The 20,925-nt window shown below is 42.0% G+C and carries 13 protein-coding genes and 2 tRNA genes; 5 read left to right on the top strand and 10 right to left on the bottom strand.

Annotation, left to right across the window (positions count from 1 at the left end; translation table 11 throughout):
• The first annotated feature begins 183 nt into the window (after window positions 1-183).
• Together ASE55_RS16150 and ASE55_RS16145 are read left to right on the top strand one after the other, a co-directional pair.
• Window positions 184-258 (top strand) — tRNA-Pro (locus tag ASE55_RS16150).
• A gap of 32 nt (window positions 259-290) precedes the next feature.
• A tRNA-Arg gene (locus tag ASE55_RS16145) sits at window positions 291-364 on the top strand.
• A 214-nt stretch (window positions 365-578) separates the two neighbouring features.
• Here ASE55_RS16145 and ASE55_RS16140 read toward each other — a convergent pair.
• The 9 genes from ASE55_RS16140 to ASE55_RS16100 form a co-directional block, all read right to left on the bottom strand.
• The gene (locus tag ASE55_RS16140; RefSeq protein ID WP_238585072.1) at window positions 579-1,385 is read right to left on the bottom strand and encodes a GNAT family N-acetyltransferase; all 807 of its coding nucleotides are present in this window, start codon (window positions 1,383-1,385) and stop codon (window positions 579-581) included.
• Window positions 1,386-1,630: 245 nt separating this feature from the next.
• Window positions 1,631-2,476: an SH3 domain-containing protein gene (locus ASE55_RS16135; protein WP_056222001.1), complete on the bottom strand. Its 846-nt coding sequence runs from the start codon at window positions 2,474-2,476 to the stop codon at window positions 1,631-1,633.
• 4 nt (window positions 2,477-2,480) lie between these two features.
• Entirely contained in the window at window positions 2,481-3,308 is an 828-nt protein-coding gene (gene prmA / locus ASE55_RS16130; protein WP_056221999.1) for a 50S ribosomal protein L11 methyltransferase, read from the bottom strand.
• 344 nt (window positions 3,309-3,652) lie between these two features.
• Window positions 3,653-4,366 (bottom strand): 3-ketoacyl-ACP reductase, encoded by a 714-nt coding sequence (locus tag ASE55_RS16125; RefSeq protein ID WP_056221995.1) that lies wholly within the window; start codon window positions 4,364-4,366, stop codon window positions 3,653-3,655.
• 271 nt (window positions 4,367-4,637) lie between these two features.
• Window positions 4,638-6,221 (bottom strand): calcineurin-like phosphoesterase C-terminal domain-containing protein, encoded by a 1,584-nt coding sequence (locus ASE55_RS16120; RefSeq protein WP_056221992.1) that lies wholly within the window; start codon window positions 6,219-6,221, stop codon window positions 4,638-4,640.
• A 27-nt stretch (window positions 6,222-6,248) separates the two neighbouring features.
• Window positions 6,249-7,700, bottom strand: coding sequence for a SusD/RagB family nutrient-binding outer membrane lipoprotein (locus tag ASE55_RS16115; protein ID WP_056221989.1), 1,452 nt, complete (start codon window positions 7,698-7,700; stop codon window positions 6,249-6,251).
• An 11-nt stretch (window positions 7,701-7,711) separates the two neighbouring features.
• The gene (locus tag ASE55_RS16110) at window positions 7,712-10,687 is read right to left on the bottom strand and encodes a SusC/RagA family TonB-linked outer membrane protein (protein WP_056221987.1); all 2,976 of its coding nucleotides are present in this window, start codon (window positions 10,685-10,687) and stop codon (window positions 7,712-7,714) included.
• A gap of 326 nt (window positions 10,688-11,013) precedes the next feature.
• Entirely contained in the window at window positions 11,014-11,760 is a 747-nt protein-coding gene (locus tag ASE55_RS16105) for a glycerophosphodiester phosphodiesterase (protein ID WP_056221985.1), read from the bottom strand.
• A 61-nt stretch (window positions 11,761-11,821) separates the two neighbouring features.
• Window positions 11,822-14,923: a TonB-dependent receptor gene (locus ASE55_RS16100; RefSeq protein WP_056221982.1), complete on the bottom strand. Its 3,102-nt coding sequence runs from the start codon at window positions 14,921-14,923 to the stop codon at window positions 11,822-11,824.
• Window positions 14,924-15,162: 239 nt separating this feature from the next.
• On the opposite strand from ASE55_RS16100, the gene ligA reads away from it, so the two are divergent.
• Window positions 15,163-17,169, top strand: coding sequence for an NAD-dependent DNA ligase LigA (gene ligA / locus ASE55_RS16095; protein ID WP_056221979.1), 2,007 nt, complete (start codon window positions 15,163-15,165; stop codon window positions 17,167-17,169).
• 133 nt (window positions 17,170-17,302) lie between these two features.
• Complete coding sequence (locus tag ASE55_RS16090; protein ID WP_056221976.1) at window positions 17,303-17,947, top strand: MgtC/SapB family protein; 645 nt, start codon at window positions 17,303-17,305, stop codon at window positions 17,945-17,947.
• A 28-nt stretch (window positions 17,948-17,975) separates the two neighbouring features.
• Here ASE55_RS16090 and ASE55_RS16085 read toward each other — a convergent pair whose 3' ends face one another.
• Complete coding sequence (locus ASE55_RS16085; protein ID WP_238585071.1) at window positions 17,976-18,440, bottom strand: copper resistance protein NlpE; 465 nt, start codon at window positions 18,438-18,440, stop codon at window positions 17,976-17,978.
• Between the two features lie 296 nt (window positions 18,441-18,736).
• On the opposite strand from ASE55_RS16085, the gene ASE55_RS16080 reads away from it, so the two are divergent.
• Entirely contained in the window at window positions 18,737-20,875 is a 2,139-nt protein-coding gene (locus tag ASE55_RS16080; protein WP_082474611.1) for a S46 family peptidase, read from the top strand.
• The last annotated feature ends 50 nt before the right edge of the window (window positions 20,876-20,925 follow it).

The following is a 20,925-nucleotide window of genomic DNA, read 5'->3' as shown; positions in this document are numbered from 1 at the left end:
CTGAAAAGTCATTCAAAACAATCAGCATTATAAAACCTTTATAATCAATTATTTGTTCTATCCAGAAGTAATACTATAAAAATTTAATTAGAAAATTGTTCAATTTATTTTTATAATTCAAAAAACTATCCTATATTTGCACCCACAAAAAACAAGGTAATTCTTGTTGAAAGATAGCCTAATCGGGGCGTAGCGTAGTCCGGTCATCGCGCCTGGTTTGGGACCAGGAGGTCGCAGGTTCGAATCCTGCCGCCCCGACTGTTTTAATAGTTTTCTCAAAATTATGTAATGGGTGCGTAGCTCAGCTGGATAGAGCATCTGCCTTCTAAGCAGACGGTCAAAGGTTCGAATCCTTTCGCGCTCACTGTATAAAAACTCACAAGAAATTGTGAGTTTTTTTATGGCATTTAATTTTTACACGTACCATAAAGCAAATCTGCAATCTTAATGTTGCTTAAACTCATCTGAATTAGAGCATTTGCTTTAATCGAAACGGTAAAAATCCGATTACTTTGTTCTAATTTGCGTAAATTTACAGGAAGCTATTAGTTGTTTATTAAGAAGTTGCATTATGCATTTCATTCACTATTCAGCTTTGCATAGATTTCCAGGCTGATGAACCGGCCATCTTTTATTTCGCAGTCCTTCATCGTTCCTTCAAATTCAAAACCGAGCTGATTCAATACCTTTTTGCTGTTTTTATTTTCTGTTTCCACAAAAGCTTCAATCCTATGAATACGCATGGTTTCAAAGGCATAATTACAGGCCATTTGCGCCGCTTCCTTCATGATCCCTGAGCCCCAGAACTCCGGCAGCAGCCAATATCCCATTTCAATCTTGCGGTGTTCTTTATTCCGGTTATTAAATCCCATTGCTCCGAGAAAAGTATGATCATGACTGTTACAAACAGCCCACCAGATCCCGGTTTCTTCTTTTTCTATCTTTTTAAACCAGGCAATCTGTTCCCGGGTAGCCGATAAACTGTCATAATGTACGCCATAATGCTTTATTACCTCAGGGTGAGAAAGTCCGCAATATACCGGTTCAATATCTGTTTCCTGAAACTGTCTTAATATCAATCTTTCTGTAGCCAATATAGGGAAAGGGATTATTTTTTCATTTTCCTGCTGAATGGCATGCCGGGATTCATGGGATAAACTTTCATTCCCGTCTGCAGCTTTCTGACTTTTATCCTGTGCATATTTATGGCCTTTTAACTGTTCAGGAATCTGAGCATTGTCATGTACCTTTACATCATCCAGGAAATAGCCGGAAAGATTTTCTATACCCGACTTAAGATGTTCAGGCATACCGGTATGTTCAGATTTTATTTCAGATTGTGAAAGAGAATCTTCATTTGCTTTATTTTGCTGCTGGTGTTTCATACAGTTGGCCTGATTATATATTTCAGGTTGATTAAACATTGAACATTATGTTTGAAAGATACCATTAATCAGAACAATAATCTTCACATTTCAGGTCTATGCTGAATACAATTTTATATTATTTATCAGCACCGGAATTCCGGCAATTTTCTGCAATTGTTATTCCCCTTTTTAAACCGGATTCAATTGATTATTAAAAAACCACCGTAAATATACAGTGGTTTTATAAATATCAAGAATTTTCTTTATTTTAAGCGATACGAATTTCCGTCCCAGAGATAGGTTTTTGAGGAATTTTTTTTCTTTTCCCGGTCTTTGTCATCCCTTTCCATTTCTTCCATTTTCAGGATAAAAGCATTGGGAATTCCGCCTTTGTCATTGGGAAAAATAAATTTTTCGCTGTGATAATAGACATCGGCATCACCTACATTCATCAACTGAGGAAGTGCAGTCAGTTTTTGATCTTTCCTGAACAAAATATACTGATCATATCCTGCAATCCCGCACGCTTCTCCAGAAACGGTTGCTTTTAAGGTAAATTCCACGTCTTTAAGCTTATGATCGCTTTCAACGGTAAAGGCGGCATAACTAAGGCTTTCCCCGGATCCGGTATCAAAAGACACTTCATCAATCAGCCGATTCCCTTCCAGCACTTTAACGCCGGCAATATTCTGTGGGTAAACCTGATTGAACTGCTTATCTTTTTTGTCAACGGTTTTGGAGAGCCCGAAAAGAAAATCAAGTCCGTTTTTATTTCTGTATCCTGCTGCAAGGTTTCCGCCCCAGATATAGCCTTCTTTTGTCTGATTATCTTTCTGATAGGATATTTTATACCAGTTTGCAGCCCTTTCTCCTAATTTTAACAGGACATCTTCCTTGTGAAGAACCAGAACCTGCTGATTGGACTGTAAAGAATCTGAAACCCGGCCTTTAACATCGGGAGACTGCCTGATCCGGGCCCAGGCGGTGAATATTTTCTGAGGCTTATTCTCTTCAAAATTAAAAACGCCGTTCGCATAGACGGATTCTTCTTCCTGTGCGGAAAAAGCCTGAGCAATACAGAAAAATAAAAAAATAAGTGCCGTTTTCATATTTCTATTTTTCAAGCAGTAAGCTTACCCATTCTTCACGCTGAAGCTGTTTTTTCAGCTGCAGCCCGCTTTCTCTGCAGACTTCCAGAATATCATCCACATCGAAGAAGCACAATCCCGAAAGCAGCAGCTGTCCGCCTCCGTTCAATACATTCACATAGGTTGGAATATCAGAGATCAGGATATTCCGGTTGATATTGGCCAGAATAATGTCGTAATGCTCCTGCCCCAGATTGTCAGCGGTTCCCTGTTCAATATCCAGTTCCACACCGTTCCTTGCTGCATTTTCCTTTGAGTTTTCTACAGACCATTCATCAATATCAATGGCTTTCGTATGGCCGGCTCCCTGCTGTTTTGCATAAATGGCCAGCACAGAAGTCCCGCAGCCCATATCCAGGACCTGTTTACCGCTGAAATCAATAGCCATCATCTGCTGGATCATCAGATGGGTCGTCGGGTGATGCCCCGTGCCGAAAGACATTTTGGGCTGAATGATAATTTCGTGCATTCCGGGAACCGACTCATGGAATTCTGCACGGATCATGACTTTATCATCAATATTAATCGGCTCAAAATTCTTTTCCCATTCCTCATTCCAGTTGATGTTCGGCATTTCCTGGAAGGTGTATTCAATTTTTACGTTTTCATTATGGAAAATCGGAAGTGCTTTTAATTCTTCTTCATTCAGAACCTCTTTCTGAATATACCCTAAGATTCCCTCCAGCTCTTCTGTAAAACTGTCGAAACCTATTTCGATAAGCTCTGCCATCAGGATTTCATTCCACGGCTGAAGCGGAGAAATTTTGAAATCGAATTCTAAATAATGTTGCATGTGAATAATTTGCTGCAAAAATAAAACTACTTTTTTGATTTGCCGTTATTTTTGTCATTCCGTAAGAACCCCGATTCAAATCTTTTCGGATACACTCTTATAAATCGGCTTAGATTTCTACGGAATAACAAATTTTGTGTTTACTATTGTTTTGATATTGCCTCGTTGCGATACCTTTATGAAAGAACAGACAGTGAGAATACCGGCAAAAGCCTAGCCCCGATTGAAACGAAAATCCTTTTTTGAAAAAAAAGATTGCAGTGGAAAGCGGGAAACAGCTCCTGAAAATTATCCATAAAAAAAGCGAACCGAAGTCCGCTCTGATTATTATTTTAAACTGATTTCTATGGATTTGTAGAGAAAATAGACCCGTTGGCGATTAATGCCCTTCTGTTCATTTTCAGGATATCCCGCACCCATTCTGCAAAATCTTCCGGCTGAAGCACTTTTTCAGGATCACCGTCTGTGAGGCCTCCCTGGATTGACATATCTGAAGCAATGGTGCTCGGGGTCAGCGTAACCACACGGATGTTCTGCTTCCTCCATTCCGCCATCATGGATTGCGACAGCGAAACCACGGCTGCCTTGGACGCAGCATAGGCTGACATATTCGGTCCGCCTTTCAGTCCGGCTGTTGAGGCTACATTGATGATATCGCCCTCCCCTTTTTCTTTCATGAAAGGATGGACTGCTTTTGCGGTATAATATACTCCGAAAAGATTGGTTTTAATGACCTGCTCCCAGGTTTCTGAAGGCATTTCTTCAATATACCCGAAATCACCGATGCCTGCGTTGTTGATTAAAATATCAATTCCTCCCAGCTGTTCTGCCAGCGATTCTATTCCGGCTTTCACATGGATTTCATTGTCTATGCTGAAAACGGCATACGCTGCATTTACACCCAGCCTGCGGATTTCATCAACTGCCATTTTAAGGTTCTCTTCATTTCTTCCGGTAATCCCGATATTCACGCCTTCATTAGCCAATGCCAGTGCCACTGCTTTTCCCAATCCTCTTCCTCCACCGGTAATCACGGCATTCTTTCCGTCTATGTTCATTTTATTATGGTTTATATATTAAGGGGCAAATTTACAAAAGGTATTTTTTTAATTAGAACCAACGCGAATGTTTTTCGTAAACGTACCTATTTAAAGCGTCTATGTAAATTTTGTAAAAATCTGAGATCTGACAGGTGCTTATTGAATATGGATTTAATCCGTATGAATATATTTAACAGGCTTGAATCTTTGTGAAGGCCTGTACCCGCAAAACAAAACCGGCTCTTTTCAGAACCGGTTTCAATTGAAAGTATAGTAAAAGATAAAAAGCTTAAGGAATAAGAATCTGGTTCTGAACCTCAAATTCTTCTGAAGCGGTAAACTGGTTTCCGTACATATCCGAAGCCCTTACCTCAACCTTGTGTTTCCCAAGAGATAGTTTTCTGGAAAAATCCCCTGTCCAGATGTGTTTTGAAATTTCCGGGTTGGAAGGTCTTCTTCCTGGGAAAAGAGTCTGCGTAGTATCCCATTTGAAAACCGACACGGCAAAACTCGGATCTACCGTTTCGTCATACTGCATCGCCTCCCACTTTTCACCGTCTATCCTGTATTCCACTTTATCCTTTCTGCTTCCCATGAAGAAATTGGCAAGGATTTTCGCAGAGGTTTTTACAGGATACGGAACCACTTTCGGAACGTACAGGTTGATCTGGTAGTCATCCGGCTTTCCGGCAGTTTTGTACTTCACTTTATACTGGTCATCATTAAAACTGATGAAAGAATATCCTTTTGCAGTCCCGTCCCTCATGGTGGAGGTCGGCAATCCCAAATCATCGGATGTTCCGGACCACCAGTCGCCGCAGGTAGTCCCTACATTATATTCGTGCAGGTCTTTGGACCCGTTCCATCCTGCTTCCTTACCGTAAAAAAGCTGCTGCTGGATATGCGTGTGTGCCGACAGCATCAGTGCATTCCTGAACGGAGCCAGATAATCAAACAGTTTCTGGCGGTCTGAATTCCTGAAATTATCTTCATTTTTATGTTCCAGCGGAATATGGAAAGAAACAACAATCAGTTTATTTTTATCCACCAGCTTCAGGTCGTTTTCAACAAATTTCAGCTGGTCTTCGCGGAAGCCTCCCCAATATCCTTTTCCGTCTCTCGGATCCGGATACAAAATATCATCAAGAATAATAAAGTGAACATTTCCGTAATTGAAAGAATAATTGGCAGGCCCGAAATTGGATTCAAAGGTTTCGTCTGATAAAAGGTCTTCTTTGGCATCGTAGTTCATATCATGGTTCCCCATTACGTTATACCACGGCAGGCCTACTTCTTTCATTACATCTGCATACGGTTTCTGCAGGCTTAAGTTATCGCCTACCAGATCTCCGAGGCTGATTCCCAGTACCGCATTTTTCCTGGTATTTTTAACTTCGTTTACGATGGCTCTTTTAAAATAATCCAGCTGTTTCTCGGTATAAGGCTGGGGATCCCCGAAAACCAGGATATCAAAGTTTTTGCTTTCGTTCTGCTTATGCAGGGCAAAGTTCAGTTCTTTAGGGAGCGCTCCTGTCGGTGCCGTTCCTTTGTATTTGAAATCTGCCGGTGAGCCATTCGGCTTGTACTGATAATAATACTGGGGAAGATTATTTGCGTTGACCGGCGTCATGTATCCGGAAGGCTTGATCACAAAAACCGTCTGCCCGTCCTGAACCGGAAGGCTGTACCTCCCGTTTTTATCGGTTAATATCACCTGGACCCCATTGGATACTGCAACTCCCGCAATTCCTTTCTCTCTGTTTTCCTTTTTCTGGTTTTTGTTGCTGTCTTCATACACATATCCTGAAACGGAAGCCTGTGAGAACGCCATTGCTGAAATTAACAGGCACGGCATTAAAAATTTTATATTCATTGCTCTTTCTTAATTTATTGATGTTGATTATTTATTCCACCAGACTTTTACGTTGATATTGTCACCGCCCATCTGCTGAACCGCTGCCTGGTAATTGCTTGTGTTTAACACCCTTGGATTTGGCGGATACATCAGCCTTGAAGGCATGATCCCGTTATTTAAAAGGCCTCCGTTATTGGGAAGTACCGGGAACCCCGTCCTTCTTTTTTCAAACCACTGCTGCTGGTCTACAAAGAATAATGCGATGTATTTCTGGAGCATGATTCTTTCTAATGTCCCGTTATAGGCAACATTGGGATTGGTAAAATAATTGGCAGGCATTACGGAGCCCCACTGTTCAATGGTTGCCTTTACGCCGTTTTCATAATAGGTCTGTGCATTTCCGGGGATAACTCCTTTGAATGCCAGTTCCGAAAGGATAAACTGCAGCTCCGCATACGGATAGATCAGGATGTTCAGAGGTGCTTTGGCTAAATTCTGGTTCATGTTGGAAGGCTGGTAATCGAAAGTCGTTCCGTACGCATAGCCTGAAGGAGCACCTTTATACCCGATGTTCGCATTGGCAGGGATACTTTTCGCCTGTCCGAAAAACATAGCCATTCTCGGGTCATTGTTGGCTTTTAAAGTTTCCACAAAGAATGTTGAAGCGGCTCTTCCCGTTGTAAAATCCTGCGGCCTTGTGATCGGCGGAAGAAGAGGTGCCACCCCTGTTACGTTTACTTTTGCGGTTTCTGCATTGCTTTGGAAAATCGGGTAAACCGTAGGATTGCTGATGATCTCAGTGATCCTCTGATGCACGTTAACCTCTCCGTTCTTGCTTAAAATCCTGGTCAGCAACCGTAAAGAAAGCGAATTACAGAACTTTTTCCAGTTGGCAATCCCGTTGGCATCGCTTTCAGCTTTATAAAAAATATCTGTCCCGCTAAGGGTTTTCGTAGTTACGAAAAGCGAGTTTGCCGTTTTTAAATCATCCAGCAGCTTAACGTAAATATCTTTCTGCCTGTCAAATTTCGGCTGGGTAACGCCTTCATCCAGAATGGATGCTTCAGAAAACGGAACGTCCCCGTACGTATCGGTAAGGTTGGAATAAATCCATGCATTCAGAACCATTGAGATGGCCAGGTAATTGGGGTCATTGTCCCTTTCGGCGGCAAACTTCATGTCTTTTACCTGCTTAAGCCACTTGTAGCTATTGTTCCAGAAGCCTGCCCCGGTGTTTTCGGTAATGTTGTACCGGCTCAGGGTATTTCCTTCATTAGGGAAATCAAGAGAAACCTGCATGATATCAAAGGTGAAATCATTGGCTCTCATATAATTTACCGCTGACATATTGTACTGCACCGGAACCAGTAATTTTGAAGCTACCGGCTCATTGATCCTGCTGGTATCCACATTTACCTCATCTAAGTTCCTGCTGCACGAAACCGGAACCAGGCCCAGCCCGGCGATTAATAATGTATTTAAAAGTAATTTTTTCATGATTTTAAATTTTAGAATTTAACATTAAGCTGAATACCTACCGTTCTCGCCGTCGGCAGCTGCCCTACTTCCACTCCCGGAGTGATCTGGCTGTCATTCAATGTGGCTGCTTCGGGATCAAAGAGCGGGAATTTGGTCCACATCCAGAGATTCCTCCCGAATAATGCCAGCGTAAGGTCTGTTATTTTAAGCTGTTCGGTTATGGTTCTCGGGAAGGTGTAGGAAATCCTTGCATCCCTCAGTTTAATGAAAGAAGTATCAAATGTATTGGTTTCCACGTTTGCCCTCCTGTAATAATCTGCATAATAAGCAGATACCAGGATTCCTTTGGTGTTGGGAGAGAATGAACCGTCTGGATTCTGTACGACTCCGTTCCCGACAATTAAGCCTCCCGGATTTTCCCTTCCGTATAAGGTATGCCCCAGTTTTCCCTGTTCCGACATTTTGTGGTGCGACTGTGAATAGGCCATCCCTTTGTACTGACCGTCAAAAGAGAAGCTTACGGTAATCCCTTTGTATCGGAATTCGTTCTGGATCCCTGCCCTCCACTCCGGATAGGCATTCCCGATTTTTTTCATCTGCGTCGGTTTCGCCGTCAGTCCGTCATTGGCATTGAAGATCACCTGTCCGTCAGGCGAATACATCAGCCCGTATCCGTACATATCTCCCAATGAGCCTCCTACAAACGCATTGAAGTACACCACTCCACCTACACTCCCCATGGTGTAAGGCTCACCGTTGAATTCTGAAGGAAGGGAAAGTATTTTATTCCTGTTCAGAGACCAGTTGGCATTAACGCTCCATGAAAAGTTTTTATTCCTGACAGGATAGGTGTTCAGGGTCATTTCAATCCCTCTGTTCCTTACTTCCCCTGTATTGATTACTCTGGTGCTGTAACCTGTTTCCCAAAGCACAGGCACCCTTACGATCTGATCTTTAGAGTTGTTCTGATAAGCAGTAACGGTATAACTGATCCTGTTCTTAAGGAAACTGAATTCCATTCCTGCCTCTTTACTGGTAATCATATTGGGCCTCAGGTTCGGGTTCGGATACAGTGAAGGGGATTCTACAGATCCGTTGAAATCACTGTTGTTATAATATTTAATCAGCTGGTAAGGATCGGTATCATTTCCTACCCTTGACCATGAAGCTCTCAGTTTCCAGTAATTAAACCGGTCTGAAGTCAGTTTGAAAATATCTGAAAGAATGAATGATGTTGATGCCGAAGGATAGAAATAGGAACGGTTTTCTTTCGGAAGCGTGCTGCTCCAGTCGTTTCTTGCTGTAAGGTCAAGGAATACCCTGTTTTTATAACTTAAGGTAGCCAGGCCGTACGCACTGTTTACCTGCTTATCGTTAGGCCTTGCAAATTTTGAAATATTTGATATTCCGTTAGGCATGGTATAAACGCCTGGTTTCAGGAGCCCTTCTGCCAGATAATCATTCATAACGTATTCCATGTAACGGATATTCCCTCCGGCTGAAACACTGAAATCAAAATCATTGAACTGGTTTTTGTAGGTAAACAAAACATCATTATTCAGGTCCATTAACCTGATGTGCTGCTCCCTGTACATCCCCTGAAGGTAATTGGCGGAACTCCAAGGCCTTTTCTGGGTACGAAGTTCGTTGTTAAGCTCCATTCCCGACCTCACCATTACGTCAAGGTTCTTTGTAATTTTATAATTGAGGTTTACATTTCCGGTGATGAAGTTTTTATCGACCCCATTCAGCATTTCATAAGCAATGAGGTAAGGGTTATCAATGAATGAACTGAAAGGATGAATCTGGTCTACCTGTTCCTGTCCGGTTTTCCAGATAGGCCTGTACCATGAAAGATCAACATTCGGGTTCTGGAAAATCATGAAATAGGAAATAGACTGGTTGCTGTATCCCGTTGCCGGCAGATTGTCACTTTTCGTCTTGCTGTAATTTAATTTAATTCCCATCTTCAGTTTCTCGCTCAGCTTGTGATCTACTGAAAAAGCGGCGGTAAATCTGTCGAAACCGGTGTTGGGCATCATCCATTCATTCATTAAATAGGTTAAAGATGACCTGAATGATGTATTTTCGTTCGACGCTTCTACGGCAATGTTATTGGAAAAGGTAGTCCCGGTTTCCCAGAACCCTTTGATGTTATCTTTGTAAGGCTGCCAAAGCTGCCTTGTGGCACTCTGTCCCTGGGTTGCGGGATCATACTGGAAATAATACTGCCCGGCGAACTTAGGTCCGAACGCGCTGCTGGTAGAACCTGTATTCACTCCGTCCGGGGATGCCTGATAGGAATAGAAATAATTTCCTTTCGTATCTTTCTGCATGGTTCCCTGCCCGTATTCATACTGGTAATCCGGCCATTTCAGGACAGAATCATAGCTTGAATAGGAATTTAAGCTGATCTGTACTTTTCCTTTTTTGCTTTTTCCGGATTTTGTCGTGATCATGATGGCGCCTCCTGCCCCTCTGGACCCGTAAAGCGCAGATGCGGTAGCCCCTTTCAGCACGGTAATGGATTCAATGTCGTCAGGATTAATGGTATTGATCCCGTTTCCGTAGTCGATAGGAAGATCTGCTTTGGATCCGGCTCCGTATGCTGAGAAGCCTGTTCCCGTGGTATTGTTGTTCAGCGGAACGCCGTCTACTACAATAAGGGCATTGTTTTCGCTGGGGTTCATAGAGATGTCACCTCTCAGTTTGATAAGGGAACTTCCGAGCGGGCCTGCTCCGGCAGTCTGAATTTTCAGTCCGGCCACTTTCCCTTCCAGTGCCTGGGACCAGTTGTTGTTCTGCGTTCTCAGCAAATCTTCAGATTTAATGGTTTCGGCCACGTACCCTAAAGACCTGTCCTGTCTTTTAATACCCAAAGCTGTTACCACAACTTCGTCAATATTCTTAATCGTATCCCGCTTCGCTTTTTCCTGGGCTGCCAGATTGACGCTTACCAATCCTAACAGCGAAAGAATAAACAGCTTCTGTGTCTCTTTACGCATATCCTTTTTGTTTGCGCAAAATTAGAACGACATTATGACTAAAGGTTTAACAAGATTTTAACATTAATTAAATAATTATTAAACGAAATATTAATTTATGTTTAACAGAAAACCATAGAGCTTTGGCTAATAACAGGTTAAAAAAGTTACGGATTTTTAATATGCATAAGTCTGTTTTTATGCCTATTTTTATTGTCTTTTTATGAGAAAATGAAAGATACCTTATGCATACCATTATTGATTACGGATTAAATTATAATCGGTATTTAGGCAAAAAAAACAGTCTGCTTCAATGAAGCAGACTGTTTTTAATTCTATAGATTCTGTTATTTGTCTTTAAGCTGATCAGGGATATTAGTGGTAATAAACCCGATGTTCTGCTTTTTCAGTTCTTCATAAACGGCGATGTCATTTACCGTCCATGCATTGGTAATCAGTCCCAGTGCCGTTGCTTCGGCAATCCAGCCTGGATTTTTCTGAAAGATACTGTAATGGTAGTCAATACCGTCCAGTCCTTCCTCTTTGATCTGCTGTGGAGACAGTTCGCCCTTCAGATACTGTACTTTAAAAGAAGGTTCCAGTTTTTTAATTTCTTTACAGATGTTTAAGCTGAAAGAAATGAATTCGCTCTGGGATTCCAGCTTCATGTCTTTGATCATTCTCACTGTCTTTGCCGTCAGTTCATCTTCTTTCTCCTTTGTTTTATCCGGCTTGATTTCTACAATAAGTTTCAGTGAACTGTCTTTTTTTCCTTTTTTCAAATAATCTTTAAGGGTAGGGAAATTTTCGCCGTTTGATAATTTTACTTTTCTGAGCTCTTTAAAATCAGTCTCTGAAATTTCCATTTTTGCATGGTGCTCGTCATGGTTTATTACCAAAACACCGTCTTTGGTCATTCTGACATCGAATTCAGCACCGTAAATTTTTAATTTCTGTGCATTCTCCAGTGCTTTCAGAGAATTTTCGGTGGTCGGCGGCTGGGTCTGCCAATAGCCTCTGTGGGCAATAATCCGGGTTTGTGCCTGCATAATCACGGTGCTTAAAACTGCTAACCCTAAGATAACTTTTTTCATAATATAAGAGATATGTATTATTAAAGCTTTTCAACTTTTAAATAAAGATAATAATTTAAGATTAAAAGGAGTACTTTGCTCCGATCTGGATCTGGTAAGGATTTCCTGACAAAGGCTCCAGACCACTTGTGTTCAGACTGTATTTAAGCTGTTTGGTAACGGGATCAAATCCTGTAATCCTGTAAAGCGATGTATTTCCGTAAGACCTGTTGATTCCTTTTTCTTTATTAAGCAGATTGGCTACGTTAAAGATATCCACCGAAAGTTCAAAGGCCCCGATTTTTTCAAACCTGATCTTTTTTGCCACCCTGATATCCCAGACCCCGTAGAAGCCGTTCTTTCCGCCATTTCTTTCTGCAATCTGGTTATTATAACCGGTAATATAGTCCTTCAATGCTGTTCCTACTTCAGGGTTATCAATTAAAGCCTGCGTAAGATCCGGGAAAATATAGGCCAGATCATTAGAATCTACAAAGTCGCCGTTCACGTTTCCTCCTGCCGTCACAGAGAAACGCGTGCCTCCGATACCTGCATACCTGATCCCTAAAGTAAATCCGGCAATGGTAGGTGAATTTCCGTACAACACTACTTTATTTCTGAACTGGTTATCAGAATAAGTCATTCTCAGGTTTCTCGGATCACTTGAAACCAAGGTAGATAAAGTTGCGGAATTGGCTACATTCCCATTGTAAGATGTATTGTCCTTAATATCAGACCAGGTATAACTTGCCGTAATCTCTCCGTCTTTCCAGTACCGGTAACTTGTATCCACTACAAAGGAAAACTGATTGACTTTACCGTCACTCACCAGTTCCAGGACTCTTCCGAAATTTTTATTGATCCTGCCGTCTTTCCAGTTCATGTTTCCGTTGGCTGCCACTGAACCGACCGGAACAAAAACGCCTCTTCCGCCTTCATTATCCAGAGTAAAATAAGGATTGGCCGCCATGTTTCTATCATAGTAGAAATAATTATTCCTTCCCAGCGCCATATATCCTGCAATGCCCGCCCTGAATCTTTCATTGAAAAAGTGCGTGTAGGAAATATTTGCTTTATAGACAATCGGGATCTTCGCATCTTCGCCGGTATAATTAATAGTCGGAAGCTGATACTGCGGTAGTGAAGGTACTGATCCGTAATCATTTCTGTAGTTGTTGAAATCCGGTGTAAGACCTATCTGTGAAGGATTGACATCTACTGTTGCCAGATGCCGCCCGTCAAATACCAGGTTATTAATCACCATATAATTATTGATGTCTGACGAGAAAATACCGGCCCCGAATTTCAGGAAATCCTTACTGCCCTCGTTGATATTCCAGTCAAACTGAAACCTCGGCTGAATAATGAAAGATTTGATCTGGTTATCCGTCCTGATGCCCATTTCATCAAAAAGCTTCTGATTGAACCCTGCTTTCGGGTAACCACCGTAATCCAATCTCAAACCGGCCATTAAATCAAGGCCCCGGGCCACTTTCGTCTGGATCTGGCCGTACAGACCGATGTTCCAGATACTGGATTTTACAGACGGGTCATCCATCAGGGGAACTTCCCTGTAGAACCTGTAAGGGGTAAAATTGCTGAAATTAAACAGATTATCCGGATTGGTAGCCGCTTCTCTGAAATGGAACCTGCCGTTCACCTCACTTCCATACACAGACCTTGCTCTGGTGTACATTAAATCTGCTCCTAAAGTGTATTTGATTTTATCGGTATTATAGTATAAATTATCAACAATCTGGAAAACATTATTCCTGAAACTTTCCTGTGCAAAACGGTGGCCCCCGATCTGGATATTGGTACCGCGGTCTTTTCCATCAATATTGGAAAGAATATTTTCTACAATAGCCCTCGGAACCGGATGCCCCAGTTCATTATTCTGATAGCTGTCCTGAAATGTATACAGATGCTGTACTTTCAGTTCATTGGTCATGTTAGGTTTCAGGTTTGATCTTAAGGTAAGCAACAGGCTGTTGTCCATGTTTTTATCATTTCCGTAAGACTCGAAGAAATTAATCGCCGTGTTATCAACTAATCCGTTTTTATTTACATCGTAGGTAAAGTTATTTCTTAAAGTCAGCAGGTTTTTATCATTGATCTGCCAGTCCAGTCGTAAAAATGCAGCATCAGAATTCCTTACCTTGTCAAAACTCCCGAACTGCGGAGTATTTCCAACGCCGTATTTTTCTCTTGCGATATTTAAAAACTTATTTAAGGTAGCAGTGGTTGTGTTTAACCTCAATTCATCCTCATGCGACCTGATATCTGCAATCTGCAGCGGCCTTGAATCCAGCTGGTGGTCCCATGCCACGAAAAAGTGAAGTTTGTTTTTGATGACAGGTCCACCCAAAGAAAACCCGAACTGAGAAGTTGAGAAATCATTATCTCTTTTATTTCCGCGGATATCATACGGGCTGGAAAGCCAGTTGGTCCTTAAATATTCCCAGGCACTTCCGGAAAACCTGTTGGTTCCGGATTTGGTAACGGCACTTATCGTTCCGCCTCCGCTTCTTCCTAAGGTCACATCATACTGGTTGGTGGAAATTTTAAATTCGCGGACCGCTTCAATGGATATGGAAAACGGCGCTCCGCTCCGGCTGGTGGTAGAACCGGCAGAAGTAGGATTTTTTGCCGTCATCCCGTCAATGGTAAAATTAGTTGATGAGCCTAACTGTCCCGAAAGGTTCCCGTTTCTGCCGCTCAGAGGAGACAATTCCGTAAGGTTGGTAAAACTCCTCCCGTTCACGGGTAATATCCCGATATTTTTTGCCGTAATGGCAGTAGCTGCTCCCAGGTTTCCGATTTTATTTTTCAGATTTCCTACCATCACTACTTCTTCTATTGCTTTTTCACTTCCCAGGTCTACATTCACCGTTACCTGGTCTCCGAAGTTCACGCTGTACCCTTCTCTTTTCTCATCATTTACCATTACCGTATAAGGCCCGCCTAAAGGGATTTCTTTAAAAATATATTCCCCTTTGGAATTTGTTTCCGTTTCGGTTCTGAACCCTGTCGATTCATTTACAATGGTTACTTTTACTTTTTCCTGTGCTGCATTTTTCACACCGGTTATTTTCCCTACAATGGAAGCCTGTGTAGTCTGTGCATACGCAAACGTTCCGAAACTCAGGAACAATAATCCCAATACAATTTTTACTTTTCTCATTTTTTCAAATTACTGTGCAAAGGTATTTTGACAGATGTGCAGAATCGTTTAAGCAAATTTTAACATTTCTTAAACGATTTCAGAACCTTATATTAAATGAATCTTAACGGGAAATTTATCATGAACAAAACCAGCTGCTTGAAATGTGTTACATAATATTAACTTTCCCATGATATTTAATTCTGTTATTTTTTAGTTGGCATTACTTTAATTATTTTTGCTGAAAAGACAGAAATCCAATGCCCGAAAATATTCAACAAAAAATAGAAGACCTGCGTAAAGAGCTTCATCAGCATAATGAAAATTACTATCTTATAGATGCGCCCTCGATTTCAGATTATGATTTCGACATGCTGCTTGAAGAACTGCGTGACCTGGAGGCAAAATATACGGAGTTTTATGATGAGAATTCCCCTACCGTACGCGTAGGTGGCGGAATTACCAAAGTTTTCCCGACCATCCAGCATAAATTCAGGATGTATTCACTGGATAATTCTTATGATTTCGATGATCTTGAAGACTGGGAAAAAAGAATCATCAAAACCATCAATGATCCGGTAGAATTTGTAGCCGAGCTGAAATATGACGGTGCTTCTATTTCCATACGCTATGAAAACGGGAAGCTGGCACAGGCGGTTACACGCGGAGATGGTTTTCAGGGGGATGAAATTACAGGCAATGTCCGCACGATTTCGGACATTCCCTTAAAACTGAAAGGGGATTTCCCGGAACACTTTTTTATGCGGGGCGAAATTTACTTAACCCGGAAAAATTTCGACAAAATAAATAAACAGCGTGAAGAAGACGGTCTTGATCCTTTTATGAACCCGAGAAACACCGCCAGCGGAAGCTTAAAAATGCAGGACAGCGGTGAAGTCCGGAAACGTGGCCTCTCTTCAGTGCTCTATCAGTATATTTCCGAAGAAATCCCGGCAGAAACCCATTGGGAACTGCTGGAAAAAGCAAAATCCTGGGGCTTTAAAACCTCTCAGCAGGCCCGTCTCTGCACTACGATGAATGAGGTAAAGGAATTCATAAGCTTCTGGGATCTTGAACGCCATAATTTGCCGTTTGAAATAGACGGTATTGTTTTAAAAGTCAATTCCTTAAAACAGCAGCGCCAGCTTGGCTATACGGCAAAATCTCCACGCTGGGCCATGGCTTATAAGTTCAAGGCAGAAAAAGTGGAAACCGAACTCCTGAGCGTTTCCTACCAGGTGGGAAGAACCGGAGCCATTACGCCTGTTGCCAACCTGAAACCTGTTTTACTGGCCGGGACCATCGTAAAAAGAGCATCGCTTCACAATGAAGATATCATTAAAAAACTCGGGCTTCATGAGCATGATTTTGTCTACGTGGAAAAAGGTGGCGAGATCATCCCTAAAATTATTGCGGTAAACCCGGAAAAAAGAAATCCGGAAAATAAAGAAATCGAATATATCAAAAACTGTCCGGAATGCGGGACTGAACTGGTAAAAATAGAAGACCAGGCCATTCATTTCTGCCCGAATGAGCTTCACTGTCCGCCACAAGTTGTCGGAAGGATGATTCATTATGTATCCCGAAAGGCTCTGAATATTGAAAACCTAGGAAGCGAGACGATTGAACAGCTCTACAGGGAACGGCTGATTGAAAACCCTGCCGATTTCTATGTGCTGACCAAAGAACAGATCCTTCCTCTGGAAAGAATGGCGGAAAAATCGGCACAGAATATTATTTCCGGTATTGAAAAATCAAAAGAAATCCCATTTGAAAAAGTACTGTACGGAATCGGGATCAAGCATGTGGGCGAAACGGTGGCTAAAAAGCTGGTAAAAAACTTCCCTACTATTGATGAACTGATTCACGCCACTGCAGAAGAACTTTGCCAGGTGGAAGACATCGGGACAAAAATCGCGGTAAGCATTGTCGATTTCTTTGCCAATTCCGAGAATATTTTAATGATCGAACGCCTAAAATCATACGGTGTAAAACTTGAAAGAGGCGAAAGTACCAATGAACTCGTTTCCAATGTCCTGGATGGGAAAACATTTTTATTTACCGGGAAATTGTCCCTGTTTACCCGTGAAGCAGCGGAAGATATGGTGGAAAAGCACGGCGGAAAAAATATTTCAGCCGTTTCCAAGAACCTGAATTACCTGGTAGTGGGTGAAAAAGCCGGCAGCAAGCTGAAAAAAGCGCAAAGCATCGGGACCATAGAAGTCCTGGATGAGCAGCAGTTTCTGGATCTTATTGAAAAGCAATAGAATTCTGAAATATAATCACAGGCTGCCAAAAGGCAGCCTTTTTTATGCCTGTACCCTCTGAAACCTGACTCCGGGCATAAAGACAAAAAATATTTTTGCTTACATTTATTCTGATAAACTTAAATGGAAAACAATGGAATTTTTAAATGATCATTCTATTCAGAACGAACTGCTGCTGATTTTCATTTCCGTCATCCTGGGAATCCTGATTGGGGCAGAGCGGGAGTACCGGAATAAATCGGCCGGTTTGCGTACCTTTATTCTAATATGTTTCGGGACCTGCCTGTTCACCATTCTGTCCATGAAAATCGGCATGGACGATCCGGACCGTATTGCGGCTAACATCATCACCGGAATCGGTTTTCTGGGTGCCGGAGTGATTTTCAAAGGAGACAATAAAATTGACGGGATTACCACCGCAACTACCATCTGGGCGACCGCTTCCATCGGGATGGCCGTAGGTTCAGGGTATGTATACCTGGCTGTTTTGGGAACGCTTCTGGTGTTGTTGATTTTAAGTTCGCTCACCTCTTTTGAAAGGCTGATTGATAGAGAACATAAGATCCGCGAATACAGGATAACGGTTGCCAACCATCATGATATGGATTACTGTAAAGATCTGTTTGAAAGGCATCATCTGAAATGCATCATTTCAAAACAGCAGTATTCAGAAGGAACGCTGACAACGTCATGGATTATTACGGGAAAAGGTGCCCGCCATGAAGCACTGATGAGAAGCCTGATGGAAGATGAGAAAATCATAGGTTACCAGTTTTAAAATAAAAAGAAATAAAGGCTGACGGCCTTTATTTCTTTTTAAATACATATGCATTTTTATTGGGTCCCTGCATGGGCTCTCCGTTGTTATCAAGCTGTATAAGTGTATTGTTTCCTACCTTATAATTGTATTTGGAGGTATTTCCGTTCAGGCTGATCACTTTTCCGGCGGCATCCCATTTGTAGGTTCCCTGGTCTTCATTTCTTGCCTCTCTTTCAAGAAATTCTTCTTCAAGCTTGAAAGACTGGTTTTCATTTAAGGTCAGCGTGGTTTTGATTCCCGGACAGTCTGCACACGGAATCACCGCTTCATAAGTCCCGTACCAGTCCTGTGAATGTTCTGAAGAAGTAGTTCCTGTGCCTGATTCATTTCCGGAATTCTGTACGGCGGCGACATCTGTACGGAAATTCGGATTGGCTTCCGGCTTCTTGTCTTTGTTGCATGACATCATCAGGGAAATGGCTGCAACACCTAAAAATTTTAACGTGTTCATGATAAGCAATTTAATAGTTAAGTGTCACATTAATCAAACAAAAATTAAGCCGTCAACCTCAATAATCTGCCTTCTGAACACAGGTTTAATACCTAATCTTAAATGCTATATGATTCACAAACATTCAATTAAAAGCCCTGAAATTTAATTTTACAATCAAATCATGAACTTGAAGTTAATATCCTGAACGTAAAACCCATAGCGCTAACTTCCTTACTTTCAGCATAAATCCTAAAACTAAGATTCCAAACCCTGAAACTCACAATTTCTTTGTAAATTAGGCCAAAATTTTAATTATGACCAAAAAGATACTTCTATCCGTATTCCTTTTGCCGGCTGTGATGACCTTTGCCCAGCAATATGGCGGAATGTGGATCCCAACGGAGCTGAATGAAAAAGAAATGAAAGAACTGGGCATGAAAATCTCTGCAAAAGATATCTTCAATACCCAGAAGCCCAGTATTAAAGATGCTGTGGTACAGTTCAACGGCGGATGTACGGCTGAAATTATTTCCCCTAAAGGATTGCTGCTTACCAATCACCACTGCGGATACGGACAGATCCAGAATCATTCAACTGTTCAGAACGACCTGCTGACCAATGGTTTCTGGGCTAAAAATATGACCGGCGAATTACCGAACCCGGGCGTAACCGTTGATTTTATTGTCGATATCAAAGAAGTTACCGCTCAGATCCTGGACGGAACGGAACGCCTTACCGAGCCTGATCTTTCAAAAAAGATTGCTTCCAATATTGAAGTGTATAAAAACAGCCAGAAAACAGAACCGTATCAGTCGGTTTCCGTAAGATCGATGTATTACGGCAATAAGTTTTATGCGTTTACCATCGAAACCTATAAAGACATCCGTCTGGTAGGTGCCCCGCCTCAAAGTATCGGGAAATTCGGTTCTGATACGGACAACTGGGTATGGCCGAGACATACGGGAGATTTTTCCATGTTCCGTATTTATGCCGATAAAAACAACAAGCCGGCAGAATATTCCAAAGACAATGTTCCGTATGTTCCGAAACATTACCTTCCGGTTTCCATCAAGGATAAAAATGAAAATGATTTTACTTTCGTTTTCGGGTTCCCGGGAAGAACTACGGAATACCTTCCTGCCATTGCGGTTGACAAAATAATGAAAGAGATTGATCCGGCGCGGATTGCCGTGAGGGATGTCGCACTGAAAACTTTAGACGAAAAAATGCGTTCTGATGATGCCACCCGCATCCAGTATGCTTCCAAATATGCTTCTGTAGCCAACTACTGGAAAAAATGGATCGGTGAGGTGGAAGGCCTGAAAAAATCCAATGCAGTCGCTAAGAAGATGGCTTATGAAAATACATTAGCCTCTAAAAACAACCAGGTTAAAATCACACTGGACCAGCTGAACAAGCTTTATAACGACCAGGCGCCTTATGCACTGAACAACGCCTATTATACGGAAGTACTCAGAAATGCGGAAACCCTTACCCTGGCCAACCTTTATTCCAATTATATTACGGCCGTAGAAGCAGGAAGGATCGATGAAAAAAGCACAAATTCTTTCAAAAGCAGGCTGACTTCTTTTTACAAAGACTACAATCCGGAACTGGATGCCAAGGTAACAGCCAAGCTTTTGGCTTTGTATGCCAACAAAACAGCACCTCAGTTTTTACCGGCAGGCTTCGATCAGTATAAAAATGAAGCACAGAACCTTCAGAAAATTGAAGATCTGTCTAAAAACTCTGTGATCTCCGGAAGGTCTGAAGTAAACGGAGCATTTTTAAGCAAAGATATCGACAAAGCTTTCTCAAATCAGGACAAGCTGATCAAAACCCTGAAAAAAGACCCAATCTATCAGCTTTTCATGACCATGAAGGAGACCTATGTGGAGAAAGCGGATCCTCAGTTTACCGCTTTGCAGACCAAAATCGATGCCCAGCAGAAAACCTATATGGCCCAGCAGATGGCTACGGATAAAGACCGCAAATTCTTCCCGGATGCCAATTCTACCCTGCGGGTAACGTATGGAAAAGTAAAAGGTTCTTCACCGAGGGATGCCGTATCTTACAGTTATCAGACTCACCTGGCCGGCGTAATGGAAAAATATGTGCCGGGAGATTACGAATTTGATGTGCCGAAAAAACTGATTGAACTGCACCAGAAAAAAGATTTCGGGAACTATAAAGACAAAACAGGCGATGTTCCGGTAGGATTTACCGCTACCAACCATACAACCGGAGGAAACTCGGGAAGCCCTGCATTGGATGCCAACGGAAACCTGGTAGGATTAAATTTCGACAGACAGTGGGAAGGAACGATGAGTGACATCAATTATGACCCGCGCTTCAGCAGAAACATCATGGTGGACACCAAATATATCCTGTTCATTATTGATAAGTTTGCCGATTCTAAATGGCTGATTGACGAGATGAAAGTGGTAAAATAACCTCATTATATTTTAATGTATAAAGCTTCGGCCGCTCCTTTGGAGCGGCC

It is taken from the genome of Chryseobacterium sp. Leaf201 (assembly GCF_001421435.1).
Taxonomy (GTDB): Bacteria; Bacteroidota; Bacteroidia; order Flavobacteriales; family Weeksellaceae; genus Chryseobacterium.
This window is presented reverse-complemented; position numbering and strand designations above follow the sequence as displayed.

Coding starts and splice junctions, on each gene's coding strand:
- ASE55_RS16120 (WP_056221992.1), bottom strand. CDS start 6,221: ATGAATATAAAATTTTTAATGCCGTGCCTGTTAATTTCAGCAATGGCG.
- ASE55_RS16085 (WP_238585071.1), bottom strand. CDS start 18,440: ATGAACACGTTAAAATTTTTAGGTGTTGCAGCCATTTCCCTGATGATG.
- ASE55_RS16105 (WP_056221985.1), bottom strand. CDS start 11,760: ATGAAAAAAGTTATCTTAGGGTTAGCAGTTTTAAGCACCGTGATTATG.
- prmA (WP_056221999.1), bottom strand. CDS start 3,308: ATGCAACATTATTTAGAATTCGATTTCAAAATTTCTCCGCTTCAGCCG.
- ASE55_RS16110 (WP_056221987.1), bottom strand. CDS start 10,687: ATGCGTAAAGAGACACAGAAGCTGTTTATTCTTTCGCTGTTAGGATTG.
- ASE55_RS16080 (WP_082474611.1), top strand. CDS start 18,737: ATGACCAAAAAGATACTTCTATCCGTATTCCTTTTGCCGGCTGTGATG.
- ASE55_RS16115 (WP_056221989.1), bottom strand. CDS start 7,700: ATGAAAAAATTACTTTTAAATACATTATTAATCGCCGGGCTGGGCCTG.
- ASE55_RS16140 (WP_238585072.1), bottom strand. CDS start 1,385: ATGAAACACCAGCAGCAAAATAAAGCAAATGAAGATTCTCTTTCACAA.
- ASE55_RS16090 (WP_056221976.1), top strand. CDS start 17,303: ATGGAATTTTTAAATGATCATTCTATTCAGAACGAACTGCTGCTGATT.
- ASE55_RS16100 (WP_056221982.1), bottom strand. CDS start 14,923: ATGAGAAAAGTAAAAATTGTATTGGGATTATTGTTCCTGAGTTTCGGA.
- ASE55_RS16135 (WP_056222001.1), bottom strand. CDS start 2,476: ATGAAAACGGCACTTATTTTTTTATTTTTCTGTATTGCTCAGGCTTTT.
- ligA (WP_056221979.1), top strand. CDS start 15,163: ATGCCCGAAAATATTCAACAAAAAATAGAAGACCTGCGTAAAGAGCTT.
- ASE55_RS16125 (WP_056221995.1), bottom strand. CDS start 4,366: ATGAACATAGACGGAAAGAATGCCGTGATTACCGGTGGAGGAAGAGGA.